Annotated in this window: 18 protein-coding genes and 1 pseudogene; 9 read left to right on the top strand and 10 right to left on the bottom strand. The window is 71.0% G+C overall.

The genetic code is table 11. From position 1 onward, the window contains the following. Positions 1-35: 35 nt before the first annotated feature. On the bottom strand, positions 36-590 hold the full coding sequence (locus ACZ4YY_RS01040; RefSeq protein WP_468282079.1) for a methylated-DNA--[protein]-cysteine S-methyltransferase: 555 nt from the start codon (positions 588-590) through the stop codon (positions 36-38). Between the two features lie 71 nt (positions 591-661). Further along, positions 662-1,534: a glycerophosphodiester phosphodiesterase gene (locus ACZ4YY_RS01035; RefSeq protein ID WP_468282077.1), complete on the bottom strand. Its 873-nt coding sequence runs from the start codon at positions 1,532-1,534 to the stop codon at positions 662-664. 273 nt (positions 1,535-1,807) lie between these two features. Between ACZ4YY_RS01035 and ACZ4YY_RS01030 the strand changes: the two genes are divergently transcribed. The 6 genes from ACZ4YY_RS01030 (at position 1,808) to ACZ4YY_RS01005 (ending at position 10,286) form a co-directional block, all read left to right on the top strand. Next, on the top strand, positions 1,808-2,674 hold the full coding sequence (locus ACZ4YY_RS01030; protein ID WP_468282075.1) for an MHYT domain-containing protein: 867 nt from the start codon (positions 1,808-1,810) through the stop codon (positions 2,672-2,674). A gap of 40 nt (positions 2,675-2,714) precedes the next feature. Further along, positions 2,715-4,862 carry an excinuclease ABC subunit UvrB gene (gene uvrB, locus ACZ4YY_RS01025; RefSeq protein WP_468282073.1) on the top strand — a complete coding sequence of 716 codons (2,148 nt, stop codon included), beginning with the start codon at positions 2,715-2,717 and terminating at the stop codon, positions 4,860-4,862. A gap of 152 nt (positions 4,863-5,014) precedes the next feature. Then, positions 5,015-5,593, top strand: coding sequence for a TerD family protein (locus ACZ4YY_RS01020; protein WP_069770149.1), 579 nt, complete (start codon positions 5,015-5,017; stop codon positions 5,591-5,593). 58 nt (positions 5,594-5,651) lie between these two features. Further along, on the top strand, positions 5,652-7,700 hold the full coding sequence (locus ACZ4YY_RS01015; protein ID WP_468282071.1) for a TerD family protein: 2,049 nt from the start codon (positions 5,652-5,654) through the stop codon (positions 7,698-7,700). Between the two features lie 288 nt (positions 7,701-7,988). Next, entirely contained in the window at positions 7,989-8,990 is a 1,002-nt protein-coding gene (locus ACZ4YY_RS01010) for a TerC/Alx family metal homeostasis membrane protein (RefSeq protein WP_468282069.1), read from the top strand. Between the two features lie 195 nt (positions 8,991-9,185). Next, complete coding sequence (locus tag ACZ4YY_RS01005; RefSeq protein ID WP_468282067.1) at positions 9,186-10,286, top strand: calcium:cation antiporter; 1,101 nt, start codon at positions 9,186-9,188, stop codon at positions 10,284-10,286. A gap of 157 nt (positions 10,287-10,443) precedes the next feature. On the opposite strand, the gene ACZ4YY_RS01000 is transcribed toward ACZ4YY_RS01005, so the two are convergent. Beyond that, positions 10,444-11,787 carry an MFS transporter gene (locus tag ACZ4YY_RS01000; RefSeq protein WP_468283185.1) on the bottom strand — a complete coding sequence of 448 codons (1,344 nt, stop codon included), beginning with the start codon at positions 11,785-11,787 and terminating at the stop codon, positions 10,444-10,446. 98 nt (positions 11,788-11,885) lie between these two features. Then, positions 11,886-12,932, bottom strand: coding sequence for a S66 family peptidase (locus tag ACZ4YY_RS00995; RefSeq protein WP_468282065.1), 1,047 nt, complete (start codon positions 12,930-12,932; stop codon positions 11,886-11,888). A gap of 104 nt (positions 12,933-13,036) precedes the next feature. Between ACZ4YY_RS00995 and aroQ the strand changes: the two genes are divergently transcribed. Beyond that, complete coding sequence (aroQ, locus tag ACZ4YY_RS00990) at positions 13,037-13,510, top strand: type II 3-dehydroquinate dehydratase (protein ID WP_468282063.1); 474 nt, start codon at positions 13,037-13,039, stop codon at positions 13,508-13,510. 109 nt (positions 13,511-13,619) lie between these two features. Here aroQ and ACZ4YY_RS00985 read toward each other — a convergent pair whose 3' ends face one another. The 5 genes and pseudogenes from ACZ4YY_RS00985 to ACZ4YY_RS00965 all read right to left on the bottom strand — a co-directional run bounded on the left by ACZ4YY_RS00985 (position 13,620) and on the right by ACZ4YY_RS00965 (position 17,425). Beyond that, positions 13,620-14,393 carry an amino acid ABC transporter ATP-binding protein gene (locus ACZ4YY_RS00985; RefSeq protein WP_468282061.1) on the bottom strand — a complete coding sequence of 258 codons (774 nt, stop codon included), beginning with the start codon at positions 14,391-14,393 and terminating at the stop codon, positions 13,620-13,622. Further along, positions 14,390-15,322, bottom strand: coding sequence for an amino acid ABC transporter permease (locus ACZ4YY_RS00980; protein ID WP_468282059.1), 933 nt, complete (start codon positions 15,320-15,322; stop codon positions 14,390-14,392). Before ACZ4YY_RS00980 ends, ACZ4YY_RS00985 begins: the two co-directional genes overlap by 4 nt. Beyond that, on the bottom strand, positions 15,319-16,203 hold the full coding sequence (locus tag ACZ4YY_RS00975) for an ABC transporter substrate-binding protein (protein WP_468282057.1): 885 nt from the start codon (positions 16,201-16,203) through the stop codon (positions 15,319-15,321). The genes ACZ4YY_RS00980 and ACZ4YY_RS00975 overlap by 4 nt, the downstream gene beginning before the upstream one ends. 289 nt (positions 16,204-16,492) lie before the next feature. Next, a pseudogene (locus tag ACZ4YY_RS00970) lies at positions 16,493-16,681 on the bottom strand (MBL fold metallo-hydrolase); the annotation flags it as partial. Positions 16,682-16,801: 120 nt separating this feature from the next. Continuing rightward, complete coding sequence (locus ACZ4YY_RS00965) at positions 16,802-17,425, bottom strand: TetR/AcrR family transcriptional regulator (protein ID WP_468282055.1); 624 nt, start codon at positions 17,423-17,425, stop codon at positions 16,802-16,804. A gap of 391 nt (positions 17,426-17,816) precedes the next feature. Between ACZ4YY_RS00965 and ACZ4YY_RS00960 the strand changes: the two genes are divergently transcribed. Together ACZ4YY_RS00960 and ACZ4YY_RS00955 are read left to right on the top strand one after the other, a co-directional pair. Beyond that, the gene (locus tag ACZ4YY_RS00960; protein WP_468282053.1) at positions 17,817-18,866 is read left to right on the top strand and encodes an NAD(P)/FAD-dependent oxidoreductase; all 1,050 of its coding nucleotides are present in this window, start codon (positions 17,817-17,819) and stop codon (positions 18,864-18,866) included. A gap of 93 nt (positions 18,867-18,959) precedes the next feature. After that, positions 18,960-20,591 carry an MFS transporter gene (locus ACZ4YY_RS00955; RefSeq protein WP_468282051.1) on the top strand — a complete coding sequence of 544 codons (1,632 nt, stop codon included), beginning with the start codon at positions 18,960-18,962 and terminating at the stop codon, positions 20,589-20,591. Between the two features lie 538 nt (positions 20,592-21,129). On the opposite strand, the gene ACZ4YY_RS00950 is transcribed toward ACZ4YY_RS00955, so the two are convergent. Continuing rightward, positions 21,130-21,783 carry an MBL fold metallo-hydrolase gene (locus ACZ4YY_RS00950; protein ID WP_468282049.1) on the bottom strand — a complete coding sequence of 218 codons (654 nt, stop codon included), beginning with the start codon at positions 21,781-21,783 and terminating at the stop codon, positions 21,130-21,132. Between the last annotated feature and the right edge of the window lie 63 nt (positions 21,784-21,846).

The following is a 21,846-nucleotide window of genomic DNA, read 5'->3' as shown; positions in this document are numbered from 1 at the left end:
TGCCGTTCGTCCTGCCCAGGCCGCGGACCGTCGGCTCAGAACAGCGGTTCGGGCAGGACGCCCTCCAGGGCCAGTAGCTTGCGCTTGGCCTCCAGTCCGCCTCCGAACCCGCCGATCCCCCCGTCGCTCTCCACGACCCGATGGCAGGGCACCACCACCGGCAGGGGATTGGCACCCATCGCCACCCCCACGGCCTGCGCGGCGCCCGGCTGGCCGACCCTCCTGGCCAGATCGCCGTAGCCGACGACCGCCCCGTACGGGACGCCGGAGGCGAGCTCGCGCAGCACCTGCCGGTTGAACCCGGAGATCAGCGACCAGTCCAGGGGCAGCTCGAAGCCGCGCCGCCCGCCGGCGAAGTAGGCCTCGACCTGACGTATCGCCTCCGCCAGCAGCGGGGAGCCGGGCGCCTCGACCGGCTCCGTCCCCAGCCGCTCCTCGAGACGGCCGAGGGCCTTCTCCCGTACCGTCTCGTCGGCGTGGAACACGACGTTGACCAGACCCTCGCGGGTCGCGGCCAGCAGCAGCGGACCGATGTCGGTGGCGACGACGGCCCATACGACCTGCTGCCCGTACTGCCCATGGCTGTCCATGCGCCCACCGTACGGCCTGCCACCGACAACGCGCCCCGCAGGCGTCGGACGGCCCCCGGGGCGCGGGAGCGTCAGGGCCGGGACAGGGCCCGCCGCACGACGTCGGGCCTGTTGGTGATGATGCCGTCGACGCCGTACCCGGCGACGGTGCGGGCGTCGTCGGCGTCGTCGACCGTCCAGGCGAACACCTCCAGCCGCCTGCCGTGCGGTCCCGTGACCGCGTGCACGGCGGAGACGTACTCGGCGGAGAGCGACCCGTACGCCGGATTGATCAGATCGGCGAAGCCCGCGTACTCGGGCAGCTCCGCCACCGACGGCGTGCCCAGCATGCCGGTCCTGACCGCCGGCCGAAGGGCGTGGACGGCCCGCAGACTGGCGGCGCTGAAGCTCTGCACGACGAGCCGGTGGCCGACATGCCCCCGGTCGAGCCAGCCCTCGTTGCTCAGCACCTTCAGCGTCTCCTGCTCGATGCCGGGGTACAGCTGGGGGTGCTTGATCTCCAGGAGCAGCTTCTGGTGGTGATGTTCGACACGGCGGACGTACTCCGTCAGGGTCGGCACGCGCGCGCCCGCGTACGCGGAGCCGAACCAGCCACCCGCGTCGAGCGTCGCGATCTCCGCCGCGGTGAAGTCCTTCACCTTCCACGGGGCCCGTTCCGGGAAGACCTCCTCGACGTCGGTCGTACGCCGGAGACTGTCGTCGTGGATCACCACCAGCTCACCGTCCCTGGTGCGCTGGACGTCGTTCTCCACCCAGGCGACGCCCAGGCGGGCCGCGGCGTCCACGGCGGCCAGCGTGTTCTCGGGGGCGCGGGCGGAGGCGCCCCGGTGGGCGATCACCGAGGGCTGCGGACCGGTACTCGCCCGCACCTCCTGGACGGGGAGGAGTAAGGCGACGGCGCCCAGGAGCGTGGTGGTCGTGGTGGCGACTGCGCGCGCGTGCATGCGTACTCCTCCCGTCGGATGATCACTCACCGCCCAACTCTGGCAGCAGAGAGTCAAACGACGGGGGAGTGCAGGATGGCCACAGAATGAAAGGACCCGGCCGGACCCGCTCACCTCGACCGCACATGTGGGGCAAGAGCGTGTTTCTTTGCCGGAAAATCGTTCGACCAATCCGGCGGGAGTCATACTTTCTGCGTCGACCCTGACCGCTCGCGGTCCTGGGAAGGGGCGCGTTCGGGGAGTTCCAGCAACAGGGCGGAAGGGCAGCCGCGCATGCAAGGCACGGTCGACGGATTCAGCTACGGACTCGTCACACCGCTGGTGGCCTACCTCATGGCCTGTCTCGGCGGTGCGCTCGGCCTGCGCTGCACGACCAGAGCCCTGCGCGTCGCCCACACCTGGCGCCCCGGATGGCTCGCCCTGGGCTCCGTGGCCATCGGCTCCGGCATATGGACCATGCACTTCATCGCGATGATGGGCTTCACGGTCGCCGGGGCGCCGATCCACTACGACAAGCCGACGACCTACGCCAGCCTCGGCGTCGCCATCGTCATGGTGGGCGTCGGGATCTTCATCGTCGGCTACCGGGGCGCGACCGGCACCGCGCTGTTCACCGGGGGCACCCTCACCGGTCTGGGCATCGCGTCGATGCACTACCTGGGCATGGCCGGGATGCGGTTCAACGGTGAACTCGAGTACAACACGTTCACCGTCGGCGCCTCCGTCGCGATAGCCATGGCCGCCGCCACCGCCGCCCTGTGGGCCGCCGGGCAGGTCAGGGGCTTCCTGTGGAGCGTGGGCGCGAGCCTCGTCATGGGGCTGGCCGTCACCGGCATGCACTACACGGGCATGGCCGCGCTCAGCGTCCACCTGCACACCGGGAGCGACCCGACCCCGGGCGACTCGCCCGCGAGCCTCCTCGCCCCGATGCTGATCGGCCCCTTCGCCTTCCTCTGCCTCGCGGGCGTCGTGGTGCTGTTCGACCCGCTGATGGTCATGGGCAGGCCCGACCGGACCCGCGTCGAGCACAAACCCGGCGTCCCGGCCCACACCCACACCGACCACTCCGACCGCCGCCTCCAACTGCGCACGCGGCGGAAGGTGACCCACGACGAACCCAGGACACCGCAGAACCGCTGATCGGACCCCGTTGTCAGTGGGGGGTCGTACGGTGGATGGCATGCGGCCCGTTTCCCAGATCGAACGCACGGTGGCGCCCTTCGAGGTCGTCAGCCCCTACCAGCCCAGCGGCGACCAGCCGGCGGCCATCGCCGAGCTGGCCCGGCGCGTCGAGGCCGGTGAGAAGGACGTCGTCCTCCTCGGCGCGACCGGCACCGGCAAGTCCGCCACCACGGCGTGGATGATCGAGAAGCTCCAGCGCCCCACCCTCGTGATGGCGCCGAACAAGACGCTGGCCGCCCAGCTGGCGAACGAGTTCCGCGAGCTGCTGCCGAACAACGCGGTGGAGTACTTCGTCTCGTACTACGACTACTACCAGCCCGAGGCGTACGTCCCGCAGTCGGACACCTACATCGAGAAGGACTCCTCGATCAACGAGGAGGTGGAGCGTCTGCGCCACTCCGCGACCAACTCGCTGCTCACCCGCCGCGACGTCGTCGTGGTCGCCTCCGTCTCCTGCATCTACGGCCTCGGCACCCCGCAGGAGTACGTGGACCGCATGGTCCCGCTCAAGGTCGGCGAGGAGACCGACCGGGACCAGCTGCTGCGCCGCTTCGTCGACATCCAGTACACGCGCAACGACATGGCCTTCACGCGCGGCACCTTCCGTGTCCGCGGCGACACCATCGAGATCTTCCCGGTCTACGAGGAGCTCGCCGTCCGCATCGAGATGTTCGGCGACGAGATCGAGGCCCTGTCCACGCTCCACCCGCTCACCGGCGAGATCATCAGCGACGACGAACAGCTTTACGTCTTCCCGGCCTCCCACTACGTCGCCGGCCCCGAGCGCCTGGAGCGGGCCGTCAACGACATCGAGAAGGAGCTGGGCGAGCGCCTCGCCGAGCTGGAGAAGCAGGGCAAGCTCCTGGAGGCCCAGCGTCTGCGGATGCGCACGACGTACGACATCGAGATGCTCCGCCAGATCGGATCCTGCTCCGGCGTCGAGAACTACTCGATGCACTTCGACGGCCGCGCGCCCGGCTCCCCGCCCAACACCCTGCTCGACTACTTCCCCGACGACTTCCTCCTCGTCATCGACGAGTCCCACGTCACCGTCCCGCAGATCGGCGCCATGTACGAAGGCGACGCCTCCCGCAAGCGCACCCTCGTCGACCACGGCTTCCGCCTGCCCTCCGCCCTGGACAACCGCCCCTTGAAGTGGGAGGAGTTCCAGGAGCGCATCGGGCAGACCGTCTATCTGTCGGCGACGCCCGGCAAGTACGAACTCTCGCGGGGCGACGGGGTCGTGGAGCAGATCATCCGCCCCACCGGCCTCGTCGATCCCGAGGTCGTGGTCAAGCCCACCGAGGGCCAGATCGACGACCTGGTGCACGAGATCCGCACGCGCGTCGAGAAGGACGAGCGCGTCCTGGTCACCACGCTGACCAAGAAGATGGCGGAGGACCTCACCGACTACTTCCTGGAGCTCGGCATCCAGGTCCGCTACCTGCACAGCGACGTCGACACGCTGCGCCGCATCGAGCTGCTGCGTGAACTGCGCGCCGGCGAGTTCGACGTCCTCGTCGGCATCAACCTCCTGCGTGAGGGCCTCGACCTGCCCGAGGTCTCCCTGGTGGCGATCCTCGACGCCGACAAGGAGGGCTTCCTGCGCTCCGGCACCTCGCTGATCCAGACCATCGGCCGCGCGGCGCGCAACGTCTCGGGTCAGGTCCACATGTACGCCGACAAGATCACCCCCGGCATGGAGCGGGCGATCGATGAGACCAACCGCCGCCGCGAGAAGCAGATCGCCTACAACACGGCGAACGGCATCGACCCGCAGCCGCTGCGCAAGAAGATCAACGACATCGTCGCGCAGATCGCCCGCGAGGACGTCGACACCGAGCAGTTGCTCGGCTCGGGCTACCGCGCGAAGAAGGACGGCCGGGGCACCAAGGCTCCGGTGCCCTCCCTGGGCGGCAAGGCGGCCGTGGGCGCGAAGTCCGCCAAGTCCGCCAGGGGGAAGACGAAGGAGACGGTCCCGACCGACCGCCCCGCCGCCGACCTCGCCGAACAGATCGAGGAGATGACGGAGCGCATGCGGGCCGCCGCGGCGGACCTCCAGTTCGAGGTCGCTGCCCGACTGCGCGACGAGGTCTCGGAGATGAAGAAGGAACTGCGTCAGATGAGGGAGGCCGGTCTCGCCTGACGCGGCGCCGCGGACCGGCCGTCGTACGCACTGTGTTGCAAGAACGACACAAAGTGCGGTCCTGGGTACGGCACTGTCAGTGCCCTTGCGTAGGGTTTTCGACAACCGCGGGTCCGCGGCAACAGGGGACAGCTCGAGAGGGGAATCAGCGCGTGACCGTCAACATGACCAAGGGTCAGGCCATCAGTCTGCAGAAGAACGACGGGGGCAGCCTGACCGCGGTGCGCATGGGTCTCGGCTGGCAGGCGGCCCCCCGGCGCGGCCTGTTCGGCTCCCGCACCCGGGAGATCGACCTCGACGCCTCCGCCGTCCTGTTCGCGGACAAGCAGCCGGTCGACGTCGTCTTCTTCCGTCACCTGGTGAGCGACGACGGCTCCGTCCGTCACACCGGTGACAACCTGGTCGGCGGTGTCGGCCAGGGCGGCGACGACGAGGCGATCCTCGTCGACCTGGCGCGCGTCCCGGTCCACATCGACCAGATCGTCTTCACCGTGAACTCCTTCACGGGCCAGACCTTCCAGGAGGTGCAGAACGCGTTCTGCCGCCTGGTCGACGAGACCAACGGCCAGGAGCTCGCGCGCTACACGCTCGCGGGCGGCGGCGCCTACACGGCCCAGATCATGGCGAAGGTGCACCGGGTGGGCTCGGGCTGGAACATGACGGCCCTCGGCACCCCGGCCAACGGCCGCACCTTCCAGGACCTGATGCCCGCCATCCTGCCGGCGCTGTAACCGGCCGGGGCGAGCGGGACACGACAACACCACACGCGACGCAGGGGGACGACAGGCGATGACGGCCGAGCTGGTGCGGGGGCAGAACCACCCGCTGTCCCAGGCCCGCCTCGAGATCAGGGTCTCGGCCGGCAAGCCGGTCGTCGCCGGGGCGACTCTCGGCGACGAGAACGGCACGCTCCCCGGTGTGGAGTGGGTGGCGCACCCGGGCGCACCCACCCTGCCCGGACTCGAGGTCTCCCGGCAGGCGGCCGCCGACCACCGGCTCGCGGTCGACCTGGACGCCGTCGGCGAGGACGTGCACCGTGTCAGCGTCCTGCTCGCCCTGCCCACGGGTGTCGGGGGACCGGTCAGTTTCGGTTCCCTCGCCGCCCCCTTCGTCGCCGTCACCGGCCTCGACGGCACCGAGATCGCCAGCTACACCATCACCGGCCTGGACGCCGAGTCTGCCGTCGTCGCCCTGGAGCTGTACCGGCGCCAGGGCGTCTGGAAAGTGCGCGCCATCGGCCAGGGCTACGCCGGAGGCCTTGCCGAACTCCTCACCGACCAGGGCCTGCCCCAGTCGCAGCAGCTTGCGGCCCGCATCAACGAGGCGGTGGCCCAGGGCGTGGCCCGCTCCGTGTCCGCCCCGCCGCCGCACCCGGCCGACGGCGGCCGCTCACGCCGGACGACCGCCTCCGCACTCGGCCCCGACCAGAGCGGCTCCCCCTACGGCGGCCAGGGCGGCGCCCAGGGCACCGCAGGCCCGTTCGGGGCGACCCAGGGCGGTGCCGGCCCGCAGACGCCGCAGGGCTACCCGGATCCCGCCGCGGGCTTCGCCGGCGGTACCGCGCCCACGGACCCGTCGGTCACGTCACCGACACCGCCGTCCGCGCCCACCGCCGGCGGCCCCATTGACTACAGCCACCCCCGTCGGCAGAACACCCCTCCGCCGCCCCCGCCCACCGCGCCCCCGGCGCAGCCCGGGCAGCCCGCCCGTCCCGTCGCGGGCGACGCGACCGGATGGTCCATGGAGGAGCGCCTCTACAACCAGGTCTGGGGCATGTTCGAGGACCTGGCCCGCACCGCGGCCGCCTACCGCAGCGCCGTCGACTTCGCCGACACCCGCATGGAGAGGGAACTCGACGACGTCCTGTCCGACCCGCGCAGCCGCATCGGCGGCCAGGGCGACGCCGCCCGGGAGACGGCACGCGCCAAGCACAGCCGGCTCGTCGACCAGGCCCGGCAGGTCCTCGACCGTGACATCGCCCAGCTGGCCGCCGAGGCCGACGTCGTCGAGCCCGCCCTGCCGCCGGCGTACGCGCGCTGGGACAACCCGGTGTGGCACGCCTACCGCGTGCCCATGGAGATGCCCATGGCGCTGCGCCTGGGCGACCTCCACCTGCCCGAGACCGACCGGCTGCGCATCCCTATGCTGATCCGTCTCCCGCTCGAGCGCGGTCTGTGGATCGACAGCGGTCGGGCGGGCTCCTCCGACGGCTCGTTCACCGACTCCCACGAGCTGCGGCGCCTCGCGCTCGACGCGGCCGTCGCCCACACGGCCCGCCTGCTGGCGGTGCATCCGGCAAACGAGTTCACCGTGCACGTCATCGACCCGGCGGGCTCGGGCGCACAGGCGCTCGCCCCGCTGGTGCAGAGCGGTGTGCTGGCGGCCCCGCCGGCCGTCGGCGCGGCCGGGGTTGCGGAGGTCCTGGCCCGGCTCACCCAGCGGGTGGACCTGGTGCAGATGGCGGTGCGCGGCGGTGCGGCCGACGCTCTCCCGCCCGGCTTCGACACCTCCCAACAGCTCCTCGTCGTCAACGACTTCCCGCACGGCTTCGACGACCGGGCCGTGAACCAGCTGCGCTACCTCGCCGACGAGGGACCGGCCGTGGGCGTCCACCTGATGATGGTCGCCGATCGCGAGGACGCCGCCGGTTACGGTCCGTTGCTGGATCCGCTGTGGCGAGGCCTGATGCGGCTGACACCGGTCGCCGACGACCACCTCGCCGACCCCTGGGTCGGGCACGCCTGGACGTACGAGCCGGCCCTCGTGCCACCGGGCAGCCAGGTCCTCCAGCAGGTCCTCGGCCAGGTCGCCGCGGCCCGCCGCGCAGGGCCTCGGTGACCGTGCCACGGCCTTGACCAAGCGGACGTAAAGCCGCTCTGACCAGGCATTTTGATCCTTCTTTTGCCATTCACTTTACCTTTCCTTGGTGATTGGGGTACTGTTTTTCGCACGGAGGGGAGTACTCCCTATCTGCTGCGGCGTACCCGTCAATACGGATCAGGCCAGATCCCGGGGCGTCGGCCCGTGTGGTTCCACGCGCCAGCGCGCGCCGGGACCCGGGGTGGAAGAGACCTCCGGCAGCGCGACCACGCTGATCACCTGCCGTTACGTACTGCCGGAGGCGCAGTGGATGTTTCCGTGGGCCTGTGGGTCCTTACCGTTGTGGGCCTTGCCGCCCTCATCGCGGTCGACTTCTTCATCGGCCGCAAACCGCACGACGTGTCCATCAAGGAAGCCGGCATCTGGACGGTCGTCTGGATCGTTCTCGCCGCCCTCTTCGGGCTGGGGCTGCTCTTCTTCGGCGGCGGCCAGCCCGCCGGTGAGTTCTTCGCAGGCTTCATCACCGAGAAGTCGCTGAGCGTCGACAACCTCTTCGTCTTCGTCCTGATCATGGCCAAGTTCGCAGTCCCGTCGCAGTACCAGCAGCGGGTTCTGCTCATCGGGGTGCTCATAGCCCTCGTCCTGCGGGCGATCTTCATCGCCGCTGGCGCAGCGATCCTCGCCAGCTTCTCCTGGGTGTTCTACCTCTTCGGCGCCTTCCTGATCTGGACCGCCTGGAAGCTCATCCAGGAGGCCCGGGCCGACGAGGAGGACGAGGAGTTCGAGGAGAACAAGCTGCTCAAGGCGGCCGAGCGCCGCTTCGGCGTGGCCGACCGCTATCACGGCACCAAGCTGTGGATCGAGCAGAACGGCAAGCGGGTCATGACCCCGATGCTGGTCGTCATGCTCGCGATCGGCACCACCGACGTGCTCTTCGCGCTCGACTCCATCCCCGCGATCTTCGGCCTCACGCAGGACCCGTACATCGTCTTCACGGCCAACGCGTTCGCGCTGATGGGTCTGCGCCAGCTGTACTTCCTCATCGGCGGTCTGCTCAAGAAGCTGGTCCACCTCAGCTACGGCCTGTCGATCATCCTGGGCTTCATCGGCGTCAAGCTGGTGCTGCACGCGCTGCACGAGTCCGGGGTGCATGTCCCCGAGATCACCATCCCGGTCTCGCTCGGAGTCATCTGCTCCGTCCTGATCGTCACCACGATCACCAGCCTGCGGGCCTCCAGGAAGCAGGCGGAGGCCGAGGCGGCGCACACCGAGGGCGAAGGCGCCTCGAAGGACAGCATCGACGTCTGACCCCGGGCGAGGGACGGACAACCCCGAGAAGCGGTGCCCGGCGACGGCCGGCCACCGCTTCCGGCATGACCCGACGGGTTCCGGCACACTCCGGCACGCACGCCCCGATCCCTCGCGGCACGCCCCGCCCTCTCGGGCGGGCGGGGCCGACCGAGCCGGAATGCGAAGCCCGTACCGCTCTGCGACGATCACTGCATGATCGCTCGGCTCAGGCCGGTCATGACCCGGTGGACGTCCCTCGTGCCGGCGCTCGCGGTCGTGCTGCTGGTCCTGACCTGGGGCCGTGATCTGCCCGTCGCCGTCGTCGCCCTGCTCACCGTGGTCCTCGCGGGAGCGGTCCTGGCCGCCGTGCACCACGCGGAGGTCGTCGCGCACCGGGTCGGTGAACCCTTCGGCTCCCTGGTGCTCGCGGTCGCCGTGACCATCATCGAGGTCGCCCTCATCGTCACCCTGATGGCGGACGGCGGCGACAAGAGCTCGACCCTGGCCAGGGACACGGTCTTCGCCGCCGTGATGATCACCTGCAACGGCATCGTCGGCCTGTGTCTCCTCGTCGCGTCGCTGCGCCACGGCACGGCGATCTTCAACCCGGAGGGCACCGGCGCCGCCCTGGCGACCGTAGCCACCCTGGCCACGCTCAGCCTGGTCCTGCCGACCTTCACCACGAGCAGACCGGGACCGGAGTTCTCGGCGGTCCAGCTCACCTTCGCCGCACTGTCCTCGCTGATCCTGTACGGCCTGTTCGTGGCGACCCAGACCGTCCGGCACCGTGACTACTTCCTGCCCGTCAGCCGCCAGGGGGAGGTGATCTCCACCGACGACCACGCCGGCACCCCGACCGCCCGGACCGCACTGATCAGCCTCGCGCTGCTCGGCATGGCCCTGGTGGGGGTGGTCGGCCTGGCCAAGGGCGTCTCGCCCACGATCGAGTCCGGGGTGGAGGCGGCAGGACTGCACCACGCCGTCGTGGGCGTGATCATCGCGCTCCTCGTGCTCCTCCCCGAGACCATCGCCGCGCTGCGCTCCGCCCGCCGCGACCGGGTACAGACCAGCCTCAACCTCGCCCTCGGCTCAGCGATGGCCAGCATCGGACTGACCATCCCGGCCGTCGCCCTGGCCTCCGTGTGGCTGTCCGGACCGCTCGTCCTCGGTCTCGGAGCGACCCACACGGTGCTGCTCGCCCTGACGGTCGTGGTCAGTTCCCTCACGGTCGTACCGGGCAGGGCCACACCGCTCCAGGGAGGGGTGCACCTGGTGCTGTTCGCGGCGTACCTGGAGCTGGCGATCAACCCGTAGGGAGGTCGCGGCCTCCGCCGCCTCCCGCCGTCGCCCCGATCCTCACGCTGCCGCCTGCGTAGTCACGCTGCCGCCTCCGCCGCCTCCCGCCGTCATCCCGATCCTCACGCTGCCGCCTGCGTCGTCACCCCGCCTGCGCCGTCGGACACCAGCCGAGTCACCCCGTGGCCGCACCCGCACCCGTTTCCTTCGCAGCCGCCTCCTCCGCGCCCGCCTTGGTCGCCCCCGCCTCCACTCCCGGCTCCTCCCTCCCCGCCGCCCGTGCCGGCAGTGTCTCCGGCAGCAGGGCGAAGCAGCCGAGGCTGAGGAGTGCGACAGCGGTCAGGTAGGCGCCGACGGCCCAGGGGACGCGGCCGCCCTGTTCCGCGAAGGCCGTCGCCGCGATCGGCGTCACAGCGCCGCCCGCCACGCCCCCCAGGTTGTAGCCGACCGCCGCGCCGGTGCAGCGCACCCGCGGCTCGTACAGTTCCGGCAGGTACGCGGCGATCACCGCGAACATCGTGACGAACGAGACGAGCGCCCCCAGGAACCCCAGGAACATCGGCAGCGGCTCACCGGTCGCGAGGAGGGCGACCATCGGGAACATCCACAGGGCCGCCGCCGAGCACCCCACCAGGCAGAGCGGGCGTCGGCCGTAACGGTCGCCGAGGAGGGCGGCGAGGGGCGTCAGCGCTCCCTTCACCACCACCGCGGCCATGATGCAGGCCAGCATCACGGTACGGCTCACCCCCAGCCGCTCGGTCGCGTAGGCCAGGGACCACGTCGTCACCGCGTAGAAGATCGCGTACCCCACGGCGAGGGCGCCCGCAGTCAGCAGGACGAGCCGCCAGTGCGCGCGCACCACCTCGGCGAGCGGCACGCGCGCGTGGTCGCCGATCTCCAGAAACCGCGGGCTCTCGGGCAGCGACGACCTGAGCCACAGCCCGAGCAGTGCCAGCACCCCCGCCGCCCAGAACGGCACCCGCCACCCCCACTGCGCGAACTGCGCCTCGGTGAGCGTCGCGGACAGCACCAGCATCGCCCCGTTGGCCAGCACGAAGCCCACCGCCGGTCCGACCTGCGGGAAGCTCGACCACAGCCCACGCCGGTCGGCGGGAGCGTGCTCGGTGGTCAGCAGCACCGCCCCGCCCCACTCCCCGCCGAGCCCCAGCCCCTGCAGGAAGCGCAGCACGAGCAGCAGCACGGGCGCGGCCACTCCGATCGTGTCGTACGTCGGAACGCAGCCGACCGCGACCGTCGAGGCCCCGGTCAGCAGCAGGGAGGCGACGAGGACCGGCCGGCGTCCGCGCCGGTCCCCGACGTGCCCGAAGAGCATCGAGCCGAGCGGTCGTGCGACGAAGCCCACGCCGAACGTGCCGAAGGCGGCCAGTGTCCCTGTCAGGGGGGAGAACGTGGGGAAGAACAGCGGCCCCAGAACCAGTGCGGCCGCGGTGCCGTAGACGAAGAAGTCGTAGAACTCGATGGCCGTGCCGGCGAGCGAGGCGGCCGCGAGCCGTGGCATGGAGGGCGCCTGCGCGGTGCGTACGTCGTGCATGAAGCGTCAACCAGCCATCTCGGCGCCGGGTTACGGGCGGTCGTGCCGCGCCGGGGCCGTCGGGCTCAGTACGTGACGGTGATGCCCCGCCCCGGGCCGTCGACGCGGATCGTCCCGCCGTAGGGCAGGACGAGCTGGGGGTCCGTGTGACCGAAGTCGACGTCGAAGACGGCCAGGGTGTCGGGGGCGTACGCCCGCAGCGCGCGCTCCACCGCCTCGCGCTGTTCGGCGGCGTACCGTGCGGCGTCCTCGGGGCTGTGGGGGTGCTCGAAGGACCAGCTCTTGGGGCGGGCCATCAGCAGCGCCGGGAAACGGTGGAGGAGTCCGCGCTCGCCCATGTTGCGCAGGATCCGGAAGACCTCCGTGGCGCTCGGCAGCTCCTCCGAGGTCTCCAGGAACAGCACTCCGCCGTCGTACACGGACAGGTCCGGTGAGATCTCCCGGTCGGCCATCAGCAGCCAGGACAGGATCTCCAGGTTGCCGCCCCAACCGCGGCCCTCCACCACGCGGTCGGCGTTCCGCCAGGTCCAGCCGGTGCCGGGCCGGGTCTGCGGCTCAGCCTCGAACGTCGCCGGGTCCGCCCAGTCGCGGTCCACGTCGTTCCAGCGCTCGGCGGGCCGCAGCGCGTAGGCGCCCGAGGTGAACAGCGCGGCCCGCAGGGACTCCAGGGTGAGCGGGTTCATGGCTCCCGGACGTCCGAGCTCGACCATCACGCTCCCGCCGTGGTAGCCGACGATGCCGGTGTTGTAGAGGTAGGCCAGCAGGTTCGTGTTGTCGCTCGTGCCGAAGAAGGGCTTCGGGTGGGCGCGGATCAACTCCCGGTCCAGCAGCGGCAGGACGGTGATCTGGTCGTCACCGCCGATCGAGGCGAAAACCGCCGTGACGTCCGGGTCGGCGAAGGCCGCGTGGAGGTCGTCCGCCCGCTGCTGCGGCGTCGCGCCCAGCTTCCGCGTCGTCGGGTACTCGACCGGTATGAGGCCGAACTCCTCGCGCAGCCGCTCCAGGCCGAGGTCGAAGGGGCGCGGGAAGAGCTCGGGCAGCCCGCTCGCGGGCGAGATGACGGCCACGCGGTCACCGGGCGAGGGCTTGGGAGGGTACGAAGGCGTCGTCATGCCCGGAGGGTACGGCCTCCTGCGCTGCGGTTTCACCGTGATAAACCGGGTCCCGAGCGGCGGTCCCCGACGGACCGCTCACCGCCGAACGGACCGGAGGAACCGTGCCCCGCACCCTGGCCCACGCCCCGATCATGATGCTCAACGGCCCCAACCTGAACCTTCTGGGGCAGCGCCAGCCGGAGATCTACGGATCCGACACGCTCGCCGACGTCGAGACGATGTGTGCCGCGGCCGCGGCCGCGCACGGCGGCACGGTGGACTTCCGGCAGTCCAACCACGAGGGAGTACTGGTCGACTGGATCCACGAGGCACGCCTGAACCACTGCGGGATCGTGATCAACCCGGGCGCCTACTCGCACACGTCGGTCGCGATCCTGGACGCGCTCAACACCTGCGACGGGCTGCCGGTGATCGAGGTCCACGTGTCCAACATCCATCGGCGGGAGGCGTTCCGGCACCACTCGTACGTCTCCCTGCGCGCCGACGGCGTCATCGCGGGCTGCGGGGTGCAGGGGTACGTGTTCGGGGTCGAGCGTGTCGCCGCGCTGGCGGGCACGGGGAAGGCCGACGCGTGAGTCCGCGCGCGTAAGGACCGCCATCCCTGAAAGCCGCCCCTTACCGACATGACGGTCGGCCTCCGGGAGCACGCCCCGTGCAGACGGACGCCGTTCAGGGGCCCGCCCCTCACAGGCGGCCGGCCTCCACGATCCGTCGCAGGAAGCGCTGGGTGCGTTCCTCCCGCGGGTCGCCGAAGACCTGCGCGGCCGTGCCCCGCTCCAGCACCACCCCTGCGTCCAGGAAGCAGACCTGGTCGGCGACCTCGCGGGCGAAACCCATCTCGTGCGTGGCCAGCACCATGGTCATGCCGTCGTCCTTGAGGTCGCGGACCACGTTCAGGACCTCGCCGACCAGCTCGGGGTCGAGGGCCGCGGTGATCTCGTCGAGCAGCAGCAGCCGGGGGCGCACGGCGAGAGCGCGCACGATGGCGACCCGCTGCTGCTGGCCGCCGCTGAGCCGGTCGGGGTACTCGCCCGCCTTTCCGCCGAGCCCGAGCCGCTCCAGCAGCTCGTGGGCGCGTTCCTCGGCCTCCGCGCGGGTGACGCCGTGCACACGGCGCGGGGCCAGCGTGACGTTCTGCAGCACGGTCATGTGCGGAAACAGGTTGTACGCCTGGAACACCACGCCGATCCGGCGCCGTACCGCGTCCTGGTCGACGCTCGGGTCGGTGATCTCCTCGCCGTCCAGCCAGATCGCGCCGTCGTCGATGTCCTCGAGCAGGTTGGCGCAGCGCAGCAGCGTCGACTTGCCGGAGCCGGAGGCGCCGATCAGCGCGGTCACGGTGTGCGGGGCGACGTCCAGGTCGACGTCCCGCAGGACGACCGAGCCGCCGAACGTCTTGCGGACCGACTCCATCCGCAGGACGGGGGAGCCGCCGGGGGAGGCGGGCGTGTCGCTCATGTCGTTCCTCCCTGGGCGCGCTGACGGTCCATCCGGGCCGTCACCCAGTCCGTGAACCGCGTCATCGGGATCGTCAGTGCCACGAAGACGAGCCCCGCGACGACGTAGGGCGTGTAGTTGAGGCTGCGGCCCACGATGATGTCCGCGGCGCGCACGGCGTCGATCGCACCGCCGATCGACACCAGACCCGTGTCCTTCTGCAGGGACACCAGGTCGTTCAGCAGTGGTGGCACCTGGCGGCGCACCGCCTGCGGCAGCACGACGTACCGCAGCGCCTGCCGGTTGCTCAGGCCCAGTGAGCGGGCAGCCGCGCGCTGCGAGGGGTGCACGGACTCGATGCCGGCGCGGAACACCTCGGCGACGTACGCCGAGTACGTCAGCGTCAGCGCCGTCCCGCCGAGGAGTACCGGGTCCACGGTCACGCCCTGGAGCCGCAGTGCCGGGACGCCCAGCACCACGATCATCAGGTTGATGATCAGCGGCAGTCCCCGGAAGAAGTCCGTGTACGCCGCCGCCAGCACCCGCAGGGGGAAGAACACCGGGCCGCGCAGGGTGCGGGCCACGGCGATGAGCATGCCGAGGACCAGGACGGCGGCACCGCACACGAGCAGCAGCCGGACGTTCAGCCAGAGGCCTTCCAGGACCTTGGGCAACGCCTCGCGCGCGTACTGCCCGTCGAAGAACGTCTCCTTGGTGCGCGGCCAGCCGGGCGCGCCGACGACGACCAGGTAGAGGACGGCACCGGTGACCAGCGTCGAGAGCGCGGCGATCGCCGTGGCGCGGCGGGCCCGCCTGCGCCTGAAACGCTCGCGGTCCAGCCGCCGCTGCGAGGGGACGTACCCGTCGTCCCCGCCGCCCGTCCCGGCCCCGGACGCGTCGCCCCTGTCGTCCGCGCCCTCCGGGCCGGACTCCTGCTTGACGACCGTCACTTGAGCACCGGCGCGTCGACGGCGTCGGACAGCCACCGCTGCTCGAGCTCGGCCAGGGTGCCGTTGGCGCGGAGGGTGTCCACGGCGCTCGTCACGCACGCGGTGAGCGCGCTGCCCTTGTCGAGGACGAGCCCGAACTGCTCCGGAGCCCCGCCCTGGTTCTCGAACTGTCCGACGATCTCGGCGTCCGTCACCTCGGCGGCCGTGATGTAGAACGCGGTCGGCAGGTCGGTGACGATGGCGTCCACCTGGCCGTTCCGCAGCGCCGACTTGGCCTGGTCGTTCTTCGCGTAGACGGCCGCGGCCGTCGTCGGCTTCACCACGTCGTCGATGTAGTCCAGGCTCGTCGTGCCCACCTGGGCGCCCAGCTTGAGACCCCTGAGGTCCGCGATGCCGGTGGCGCGCGCGGCCTTCGACCCCTTCAGCGCGATGACCGCCTGGCGCACGTCGTAGTAGCCCGACGAGAAGTCGACGGCCTTCTTGCGCTCGTCACTGATCGACACCTGGTTGATGTCGAAGTCGAAGGTCTTCTCCCCGGGGGCGAAGGCCTTGTTGAACGGCACGCTCTGCCAGACCACGGCGCCCTTGTCGTAGCCGAGTTGCTCGGCGACGGCGTACGCCACGGCCGACTCGAAGCCCTGGCCGCCGGCGGGCTTGTCGTCCTTGAACCACGGCTCGTACGCGGGCGTGTCGGTGGCGATCGTCAGCTTGCCGGCGGTCTTGGTGGGCAACGCGCCCTCGGCGCATGCGTTCCCGGTCGAACCGGACGGAGCGGAGGCCGCCTTCTCCTCCGGCTGCGGAGCACAGCCGACGGCGGTGGCGAGGAGGGCAACGGCGACGCCGGCGACGGCGCGGCGCAGGACACGAGGGGCAGGGCGCATGGCGGGAGAGTGGCAGCGAACGCCGCGTTTGTCGAGGTCACACCATGGTCTGTCCGCATGGTGGGAACGGGTGTTGCGGGCGTGTGAACGCGGCCGGAAGAGGCTCGCCCGGGCCGCCGGCCGAGGGCGGGGAACGGCGGCCGGCGGCCCGTTGCCGAGCGGGAGCCGTCATCCCGCGCGGGGCTGCCATCAGTTGACCGCGCAACAACGCGGGCGGGGAGCCCGCGTGGAACGCCAGTGCGTGCACATCATTCACACGGGGCGCGCGACCGCCCGTGCGCCCCCTGGTTCACCACCCGCGCGCATGCCACTCCGGCAGGTGCGGTCGTTCGGCGCCCAGTGTGGTGTCGTCGCCGGGGCCCGGATAGACCCAGGTCTCGTCCGGGAGCACGGCGAAGATCTTCGTCTCGACGTCGTGGATGAGGCCGGCGAAGGCGTCGGGGTCCTTGCGCGTGTTGCCCACGCCCCCCGGGAACGCCGCAGCACGTGCCAACACACGAGGTCACGGCGGCGCGTAGACCTACGGGCCGTGTCTCCGCGGCGTCGAAGTGGGCCGACCGCATCAGATGCCTGTGCAACGAGGCCGGCCGTGCCCTTCTCAGTGGTGGCGCGGGCGAGGCAGCAAGGCGAACGCGCTCTCCGCAATCGAGGTCAGGCGGGCGGGACTGTGGCCGTACGCGCCTACGACATCGGTCCCGCGGATGATGGTCAGCAGAAGGTAGGCGAGGTCGTCGGGATCCGCGTCGGGGTCGATGTCGCCGTTGCGCTGTGCCGCTCGCACGCACTCGGCCACCGCCGTGGCGACCACGGAGAAGCAGTCGTTGGCCAGGCGTTCCACCTCGGCGTCGGAGGCGCCGATCTCCAGGGCCATCTTGGCGGCGAAGCAGGCCGCCGCCGCCCGGTCAGGGGCGGGGGGTACGTCGGCGGCGAGTGGCACCCCGTGGACGGCGCGGAGCAAGTACCCGTGCAGTCGTTCCAGGGCGCTCTCGTCCGGTCCGGCGAGCGCCTTCGGCGCAAACTGCCCCAGCCGGGCGAAGTAGCTGGCCATCGCCTCCAGCAGCACGCCGTGCTTGCCGTCGAACGCGGCATAGAGGCTGCCGCGGCCCAGGCCGGTGGCGGCGCTGATGTCGTCGACGCTCGTGCCGTTGTAGCCCGAGGCGCGGAACTGCCGCTCGGCCGCATGGAGGACGTGGTCGCGGTCGAAGCTTCGTGGTCTCGCCATACATAGAAGGTAAAGCCGACCTGCCGTTCTTGACAACTCAGTACAGAACTACCTAGGTTTCGGACTGTTCAGTACACAACCATCCTGGGCGCACCGGACAGGGTGCGTGTACGCCTGGCGCGATGGAGAGCAGCCCATGCCTCTGCACTCCTCCGCGCCGCCCAGCATGGCGACGCCTTCCAGGCGGGCAAGGCCCGGTCCGATCCTCGCGATCGTGGCGACGGCGAGTTTCATCGCCGGACTGGATCTGTGCATCACGAACCACGGGCTGTCCTCGGCGCGGGGCACTTCCTGCACCTCGAACAGCCCAAGACGGTCGCCGACCACATCCTCGGCTTCCTGAACAGCTGACCCCCTCCAACCACCCAGAACTCGAAGGGCCGACCGAACCATGACTGACAAGGAAAAGCAGGAGGCCATCGCTGTGGCGACTCCTCCGTACGCGAGCGACGCACTGGCCGAGGGGACCGTCGACGCGGTGGTGATCGGCGGGGGCGCCGCGGGCCTGAACGGTGCACTGATCCTCGCCCGCTCCCGCCGCTCGGTCGTCGTGATTGACAGCGGCTCCCCGCGCAACGCGCCCGCCAAGGCCCTGCACGGCCTCATCGCCCTGGACGGCACCCCGCCGCCCGAAATCTTTCGACGGGGCCGGGAGCAGGTGCGCCAGTACGGCGGACGCGTCGTGTTCGGCGAGGTGGTCTCGGCCGAGTCCGCCGCCCCGTCGGCGGACGGGGACCTGCGGTTCACCGTCACCCTGGCCGACGGCCGCAGCATCACCGCCCGCCGCATCCTGGTGGCCACCGGCCTCACGGATGTACTGCCACAGGTGCCCGGGCTCGCCGAGCACTGGGGGCACAGTGTGGTGCACTGCCCGTACTGCCACGGCTGGGAGGTGCGCGACGAGCCCATCGGCATCCTCGCCACCGGCCAGGCCTCCATCGGCCACGCGCTTCTCTTCCGTCAGCTGACCGAGGACCTGACCTACTTCACCCACGGCACCGACCTGGACGAGGACAGCCGCGCCCGCTTCGCCGCCCGCGGCATCCGCGTCATCGACACCCCGGTCACCGAGGTCGTCAACGACGAGGACGGTGCCCTCGCCGGGGTGCGCCTGGCCGACGGCCAGGTCGTGGCCCGCCGCGTCCTCGCGGTCGGCCCGCAGATGCAGGCCCGCACCCGGGGTCTGGAAGGTCTGGGCCTGCCGGTGCAGGACCTCCCGAACAACATGGGCCGCGGTTTCGTCTCCGGCATCGCCGGCGCCACCGAGGTGCCGGGTGTGTGGGTGGCCGGCAACGCCACCGATCCGGTCGCCCAGGTCGGGGCCTCCGCAGCGGCCGGCGCACTGGCCGGCGCCGACATCAACAGGATGCTGGCCATCGCGGACACCGACGCGGCCCTCCAGGGGATCGCCGAGGCCAGCCCACAAGGCGCCACAGGGTGATCTTGAAGTCTGAGATTTCAGCCCGTCGCCCGCTCGCCTCATGGGCAATCAAGTGATTCCGCTCGTCCGCCCCGTCCCCCTCAGGAGCTATTGATGTCCTTCCTTGTGAACACCCCCGTGGAGAAAATGGCCGGGCCTTACGCGCGGCGCTGGTGGGCGCTACTCGTGCTGTGTCTGAGCCTGCTGATCACGGTGATGGCGAACACCTCGCTGATCGTCGCCGCCCCCGACATGACCACCGACCTGGGCCTGAGCAGCAGTGATCTGCAGTGGGTCGTCGACAGCTACACCGTTCCGTACGCGGCGCTGATGCTGGTGCTGGGCGCGATCGGCGACAAGTACAGCCGGCGCGGCGCGCTGGTGCTGGGGCTGTTGATCTTCGCGGGCGGTTCGGTGATGGGGAGCCTGGTCGACGAGACCTCGCTGGTCATCGCGGCCCGCGCGATCATGGGTGTCGGTGCCGCGGTCGTGATGCCGGCCACGCTGTCCTTGGTGGTCGCGACCTTCCCCCGGAGCGAGCGGGCCAAGGCCATCACCGCCTGGGCCGCGACCTCCGGGGTGGCGGTAGCCGTCGGCCCGCTGGTCTCCGGCTGGCTGCTCGAGGACCACGCCTGGGGCTCGACCTTCCTGATCAACGTGCCGATCGCCGTCCTCGCCGTGTTCGGCGCGCTCGCCCTGGTACCGCCGTCCAAGGCGGAGGGCATGGGCCGGATCGACTACGTCGGAGGTCTGCTGTCGATCGTCTCCGTCGGCTCTCTGATCTACGCCGCCATCGAGGGCCCGCACTCCGGCTGGGGCGTCGGCCCCGTCACCGCCGCCGTGGTCGCCGGTGCCGGTCTGGTCGCCTTCGTCGCCTGGGAGCTGCGGCACCCGCACCCGATGCTGGACGTCCGAAAGTTCGCGCTGCGGCCCTTCACCGGCTCGATGCTCGCGGTGATGTTCTTCTTCTTCGGTATGTTCGCCGTGATCTACTACTCGACGCAGTTCCTGCAGTTCGTCCTCGGCTACGGCGCCCTGGACACGGGCGTACGGCTGCTGCCGCTGGGCGGTGCGGTGTTCCTCGGGTCCGCGGTGACCGGGATACTCACCCCGAAGCTGGGGGCGAAGGTGATGGTCGTGACCGGCTTGGCCGTCGGCACGGCGGGCATGTTCCTGCTCACCCAGATCGACAAGGGGGCGACGTACGGGGACTTCCTGGCGCCGCTGATGATGCTGGGCCTCGCGCTCGGACTGAGCATCTCCCCGGCGACCGACACGATCATGGGCTCCTTCCCCGAGTCCGAGCTGGGCGTCGGCGGCGGTGTCAACGACACCGCGCTGGAGCTGGGCGGGGCGCTGGGCATCGCGGTACTGGGCTCGCTGCTGGGCACGGCCTACCGGGACGAGCTGACCGACCTGGTGGGCAACCGGCTCCCGGCGGAGGCGATGGAGACCGCCAAGGACTCGGTCGGCGCCGGCCTGGCCGTCGCGGAGCGGGTCGCGCAGGATCCCTCCGCCGGGCCCCAGCAGGCCCAGGCCGCCGTGGACGCCGTCCACCAGGCCTTCGCCCACGGAGTCGCCCAGACCAGCCTCATCGGCGGGGTCATCATGGCCGCCGGAACACTGATCGTCCTCGCGGTCCTGCCGGGCCGGCGCGGGTTCGCGAGGAAGAGCGCCGAGCCGGGGGCCGGGACGACGGCGAGCGAGGCGGTGACTGTGCGGGAGCACACCGGGTCCACCCGCTAGATCGCCGGCGGGGCGTCCACTGGATCGCCGGGGACGCGTCCGCCGGATCGCCCGCCAGGCGCGTCGGGCAGGAGCCCCGGCGGCGCGAGACGTGCAGGGCGCGGGCGTGGTCCACGGTCCACGGCCACGCGGATCCTCTGCCGGAACACCTCACCGTCCTCGGCCTCCGGGCCGCCCCGGGGCTCTTCTCCGGGGCGGCCCGGAGGCCAAGGGCCGTGAGGTGACAGCGGCGGTCGCAGCCCGCTTGAGCGCGGCCTCCAGCTGCGTGCGGGTGTTTCGGGCCCGCAGTACGGCTGGGAGCCGAAGGGATGGATTGCGGAGAAGTAGGAGGTTCCGCTGCCTGCCAGGTGAACCCGGCCCGGCAGACCGCAGCCCATGCAACAGTCCCCCTGGTCATGGCGGTCACTGCTGCCGGCGTCGGTGACGGTGCTCTGGAGGCCACCGTCCGTGGGGCATGACCCTCCCGAGCGCGGAACGGGCCTGAACGCGCGACCGCCCCCGCTTCGGTTTCGAAACAGGGGCGGTCGGCGTTGGACGGTTACCAGCCTCGTGCGCGCCACTCCGCAAGGTGGGGCCGCTCCGTGCCGATGGTGGTGTCGTTGCCGTGGCCGGGATAGATCCAGGTCTCGTCCGAAAGGACGTCGAACAGCTTGGTCTCCAGGCCGCCCATCAGGGAGTTGAACTCCTCCGGACGTGTTGTCCGACCAGGACCCCCCGGGAAGAGACAGTCGCCCGTGAACACGTGCGGATGTCCGTGCGGGTCGTCGTAGACGAGGGCGATCGAGCCGGGTGTGTGTCCGACCAGATGGCGCGCGGTGAGCTTCACGCGGCCCACCCGCACGACGTCCCCGTCGTCGAGCGGGACGTCGGTCGGCACGGGGATGCCCTCGGCGTCGTCCCGTCCGGCGTACGTACGCGCGCGCGTGGCCGCCACGACCTCGGCGAGCGCCTGCCAGTGGTCGCCGTGCCGGTGGGTGGTGACGACGGACGCGATGCCGTCGTCCCCGATCATGCCGAGCAGGGTCTCCGCGTCGTTGGCCGCGTCGATCAGCAGTTGCTCGTCCGTGGCCCGGCAGCGCAGCAGATAGGCGTTGTTGTCCATCGGACCCACCGCGATCTTGGTGATCATCAGGTCCTTCAGCTCGTGCACGTCGGCCGGCCCGCCGACCCGCACCTCTCCGCTGTACGTCATGACGGCAGCCTATAGCGGCCTTGCACCATGAGCGCCTGATCAGGTCGCGCGGCCGAGGCGGGC

The organism is Streptomyces sp. NPDC030143 (genome assembly GCF_055573695.1).
The sequence above is the reverse complement of the archived record's forward strand: the minus strand, read 5'-3'. Positions and strand labels throughout refer to the sequence as shown.

Coding starts and splice junctions, on each gene's coding strand:
- ACZ4YY_RS01040 (WP_468282079.1), bottom strand. CDS start 590: ATGGACAGCCATGGGCAGTACGGGCAGCAGGTCGTATGGGCCGTCGTC.
- ACZ4YY_RS01035 (WP_468282077.1), bottom strand. CDS start 1,534: ATGCACGCGCGCGCAGTCGCCACCACGACCACCACGCTCCTGGGCGCC.
- ACZ4YY_RS01030 (WP_468282075.1), top strand. CDS start 1,808: ATGCAAGGCACGGTCGACGGATTCAGCTACGGACTCGTCACACCGCTG.
- uvrB (WP_468282073.1), top strand. CDS start 2,715: ATGCGGCCCGTTTCCCAGATCGAACGCACGGTGGCGCCCTTCGAGGTC.
- ACZ4YY_RS01015 (WP_468282071.1), top strand. CDS start 5,652: ATGACGGCCGAGCTGGTGCGGGGGCAGAACCACCCGCTGTCCCAGGCC.
- ACZ4YY_RS01005 (WP_468282067.1), top strand. CDS start 9,186: ATGATCGCTCGGCTCAGGCCGGTCATGACCCGGTGGACGTCCCTCGTG.
- ACZ4YY_RS01000 (WP_468283185.1), bottom strand. CDS start 11,787: ATGCCACGGCTCGCGGCCGCCTCGCTCGCCGGCACGGCCATCGAGTTC.
- ACZ4YY_RS00995 (WP_468282065.1), bottom strand. CDS start 12,932: ATGACGACGCCTTCGTACCCTCCCAAGCCCTCGCCCGGTGACCGCGTG.
- ACZ4YY_RS00985 (WP_468282061.1), bottom strand. CDS start 14,393: ATGAGCGACACGCCCGCCTCCCCCGGCGGCTCCCCCGTCCTGCGGATG.
- ACZ4YY_RS00975 (WP_468282057.1), bottom strand. CDS start 16,203: ATGCGCCCTGCCCCTCGTGTCCTGCGCCGCGCCGTCGCCGGCGTCGCC.
- ACZ4YY_RS00965 (WP_468282055.1), bottom strand. CDS start 17,425: ATGGCGAGACCACGAAGCTTCGACCGCGACCACGTCCTCCATGCGGCC.
- ACZ4YY_RS00960 (WP_468282053.1), top strand. CDS start 17,817: ATGACTGACAAGGAAAAGCAGGAGGCCATCGCTGTGGCGACTCCTCCG.
- ACZ4YY_RS00955 (WP_468282051.1), top strand. CDS start 18,960: ATGTCCTTCCTTGTGAACACCCCCGTGGAGAAAATGGCCGGGCCTTAC.
- ACZ4YY_RS00950 (WP_468282049.1), bottom strand. CDS start 21,783: ATGACGTACAGCGGAGAGGTGCGGGTCGGCGGGCCGGCCGACGTGCAC.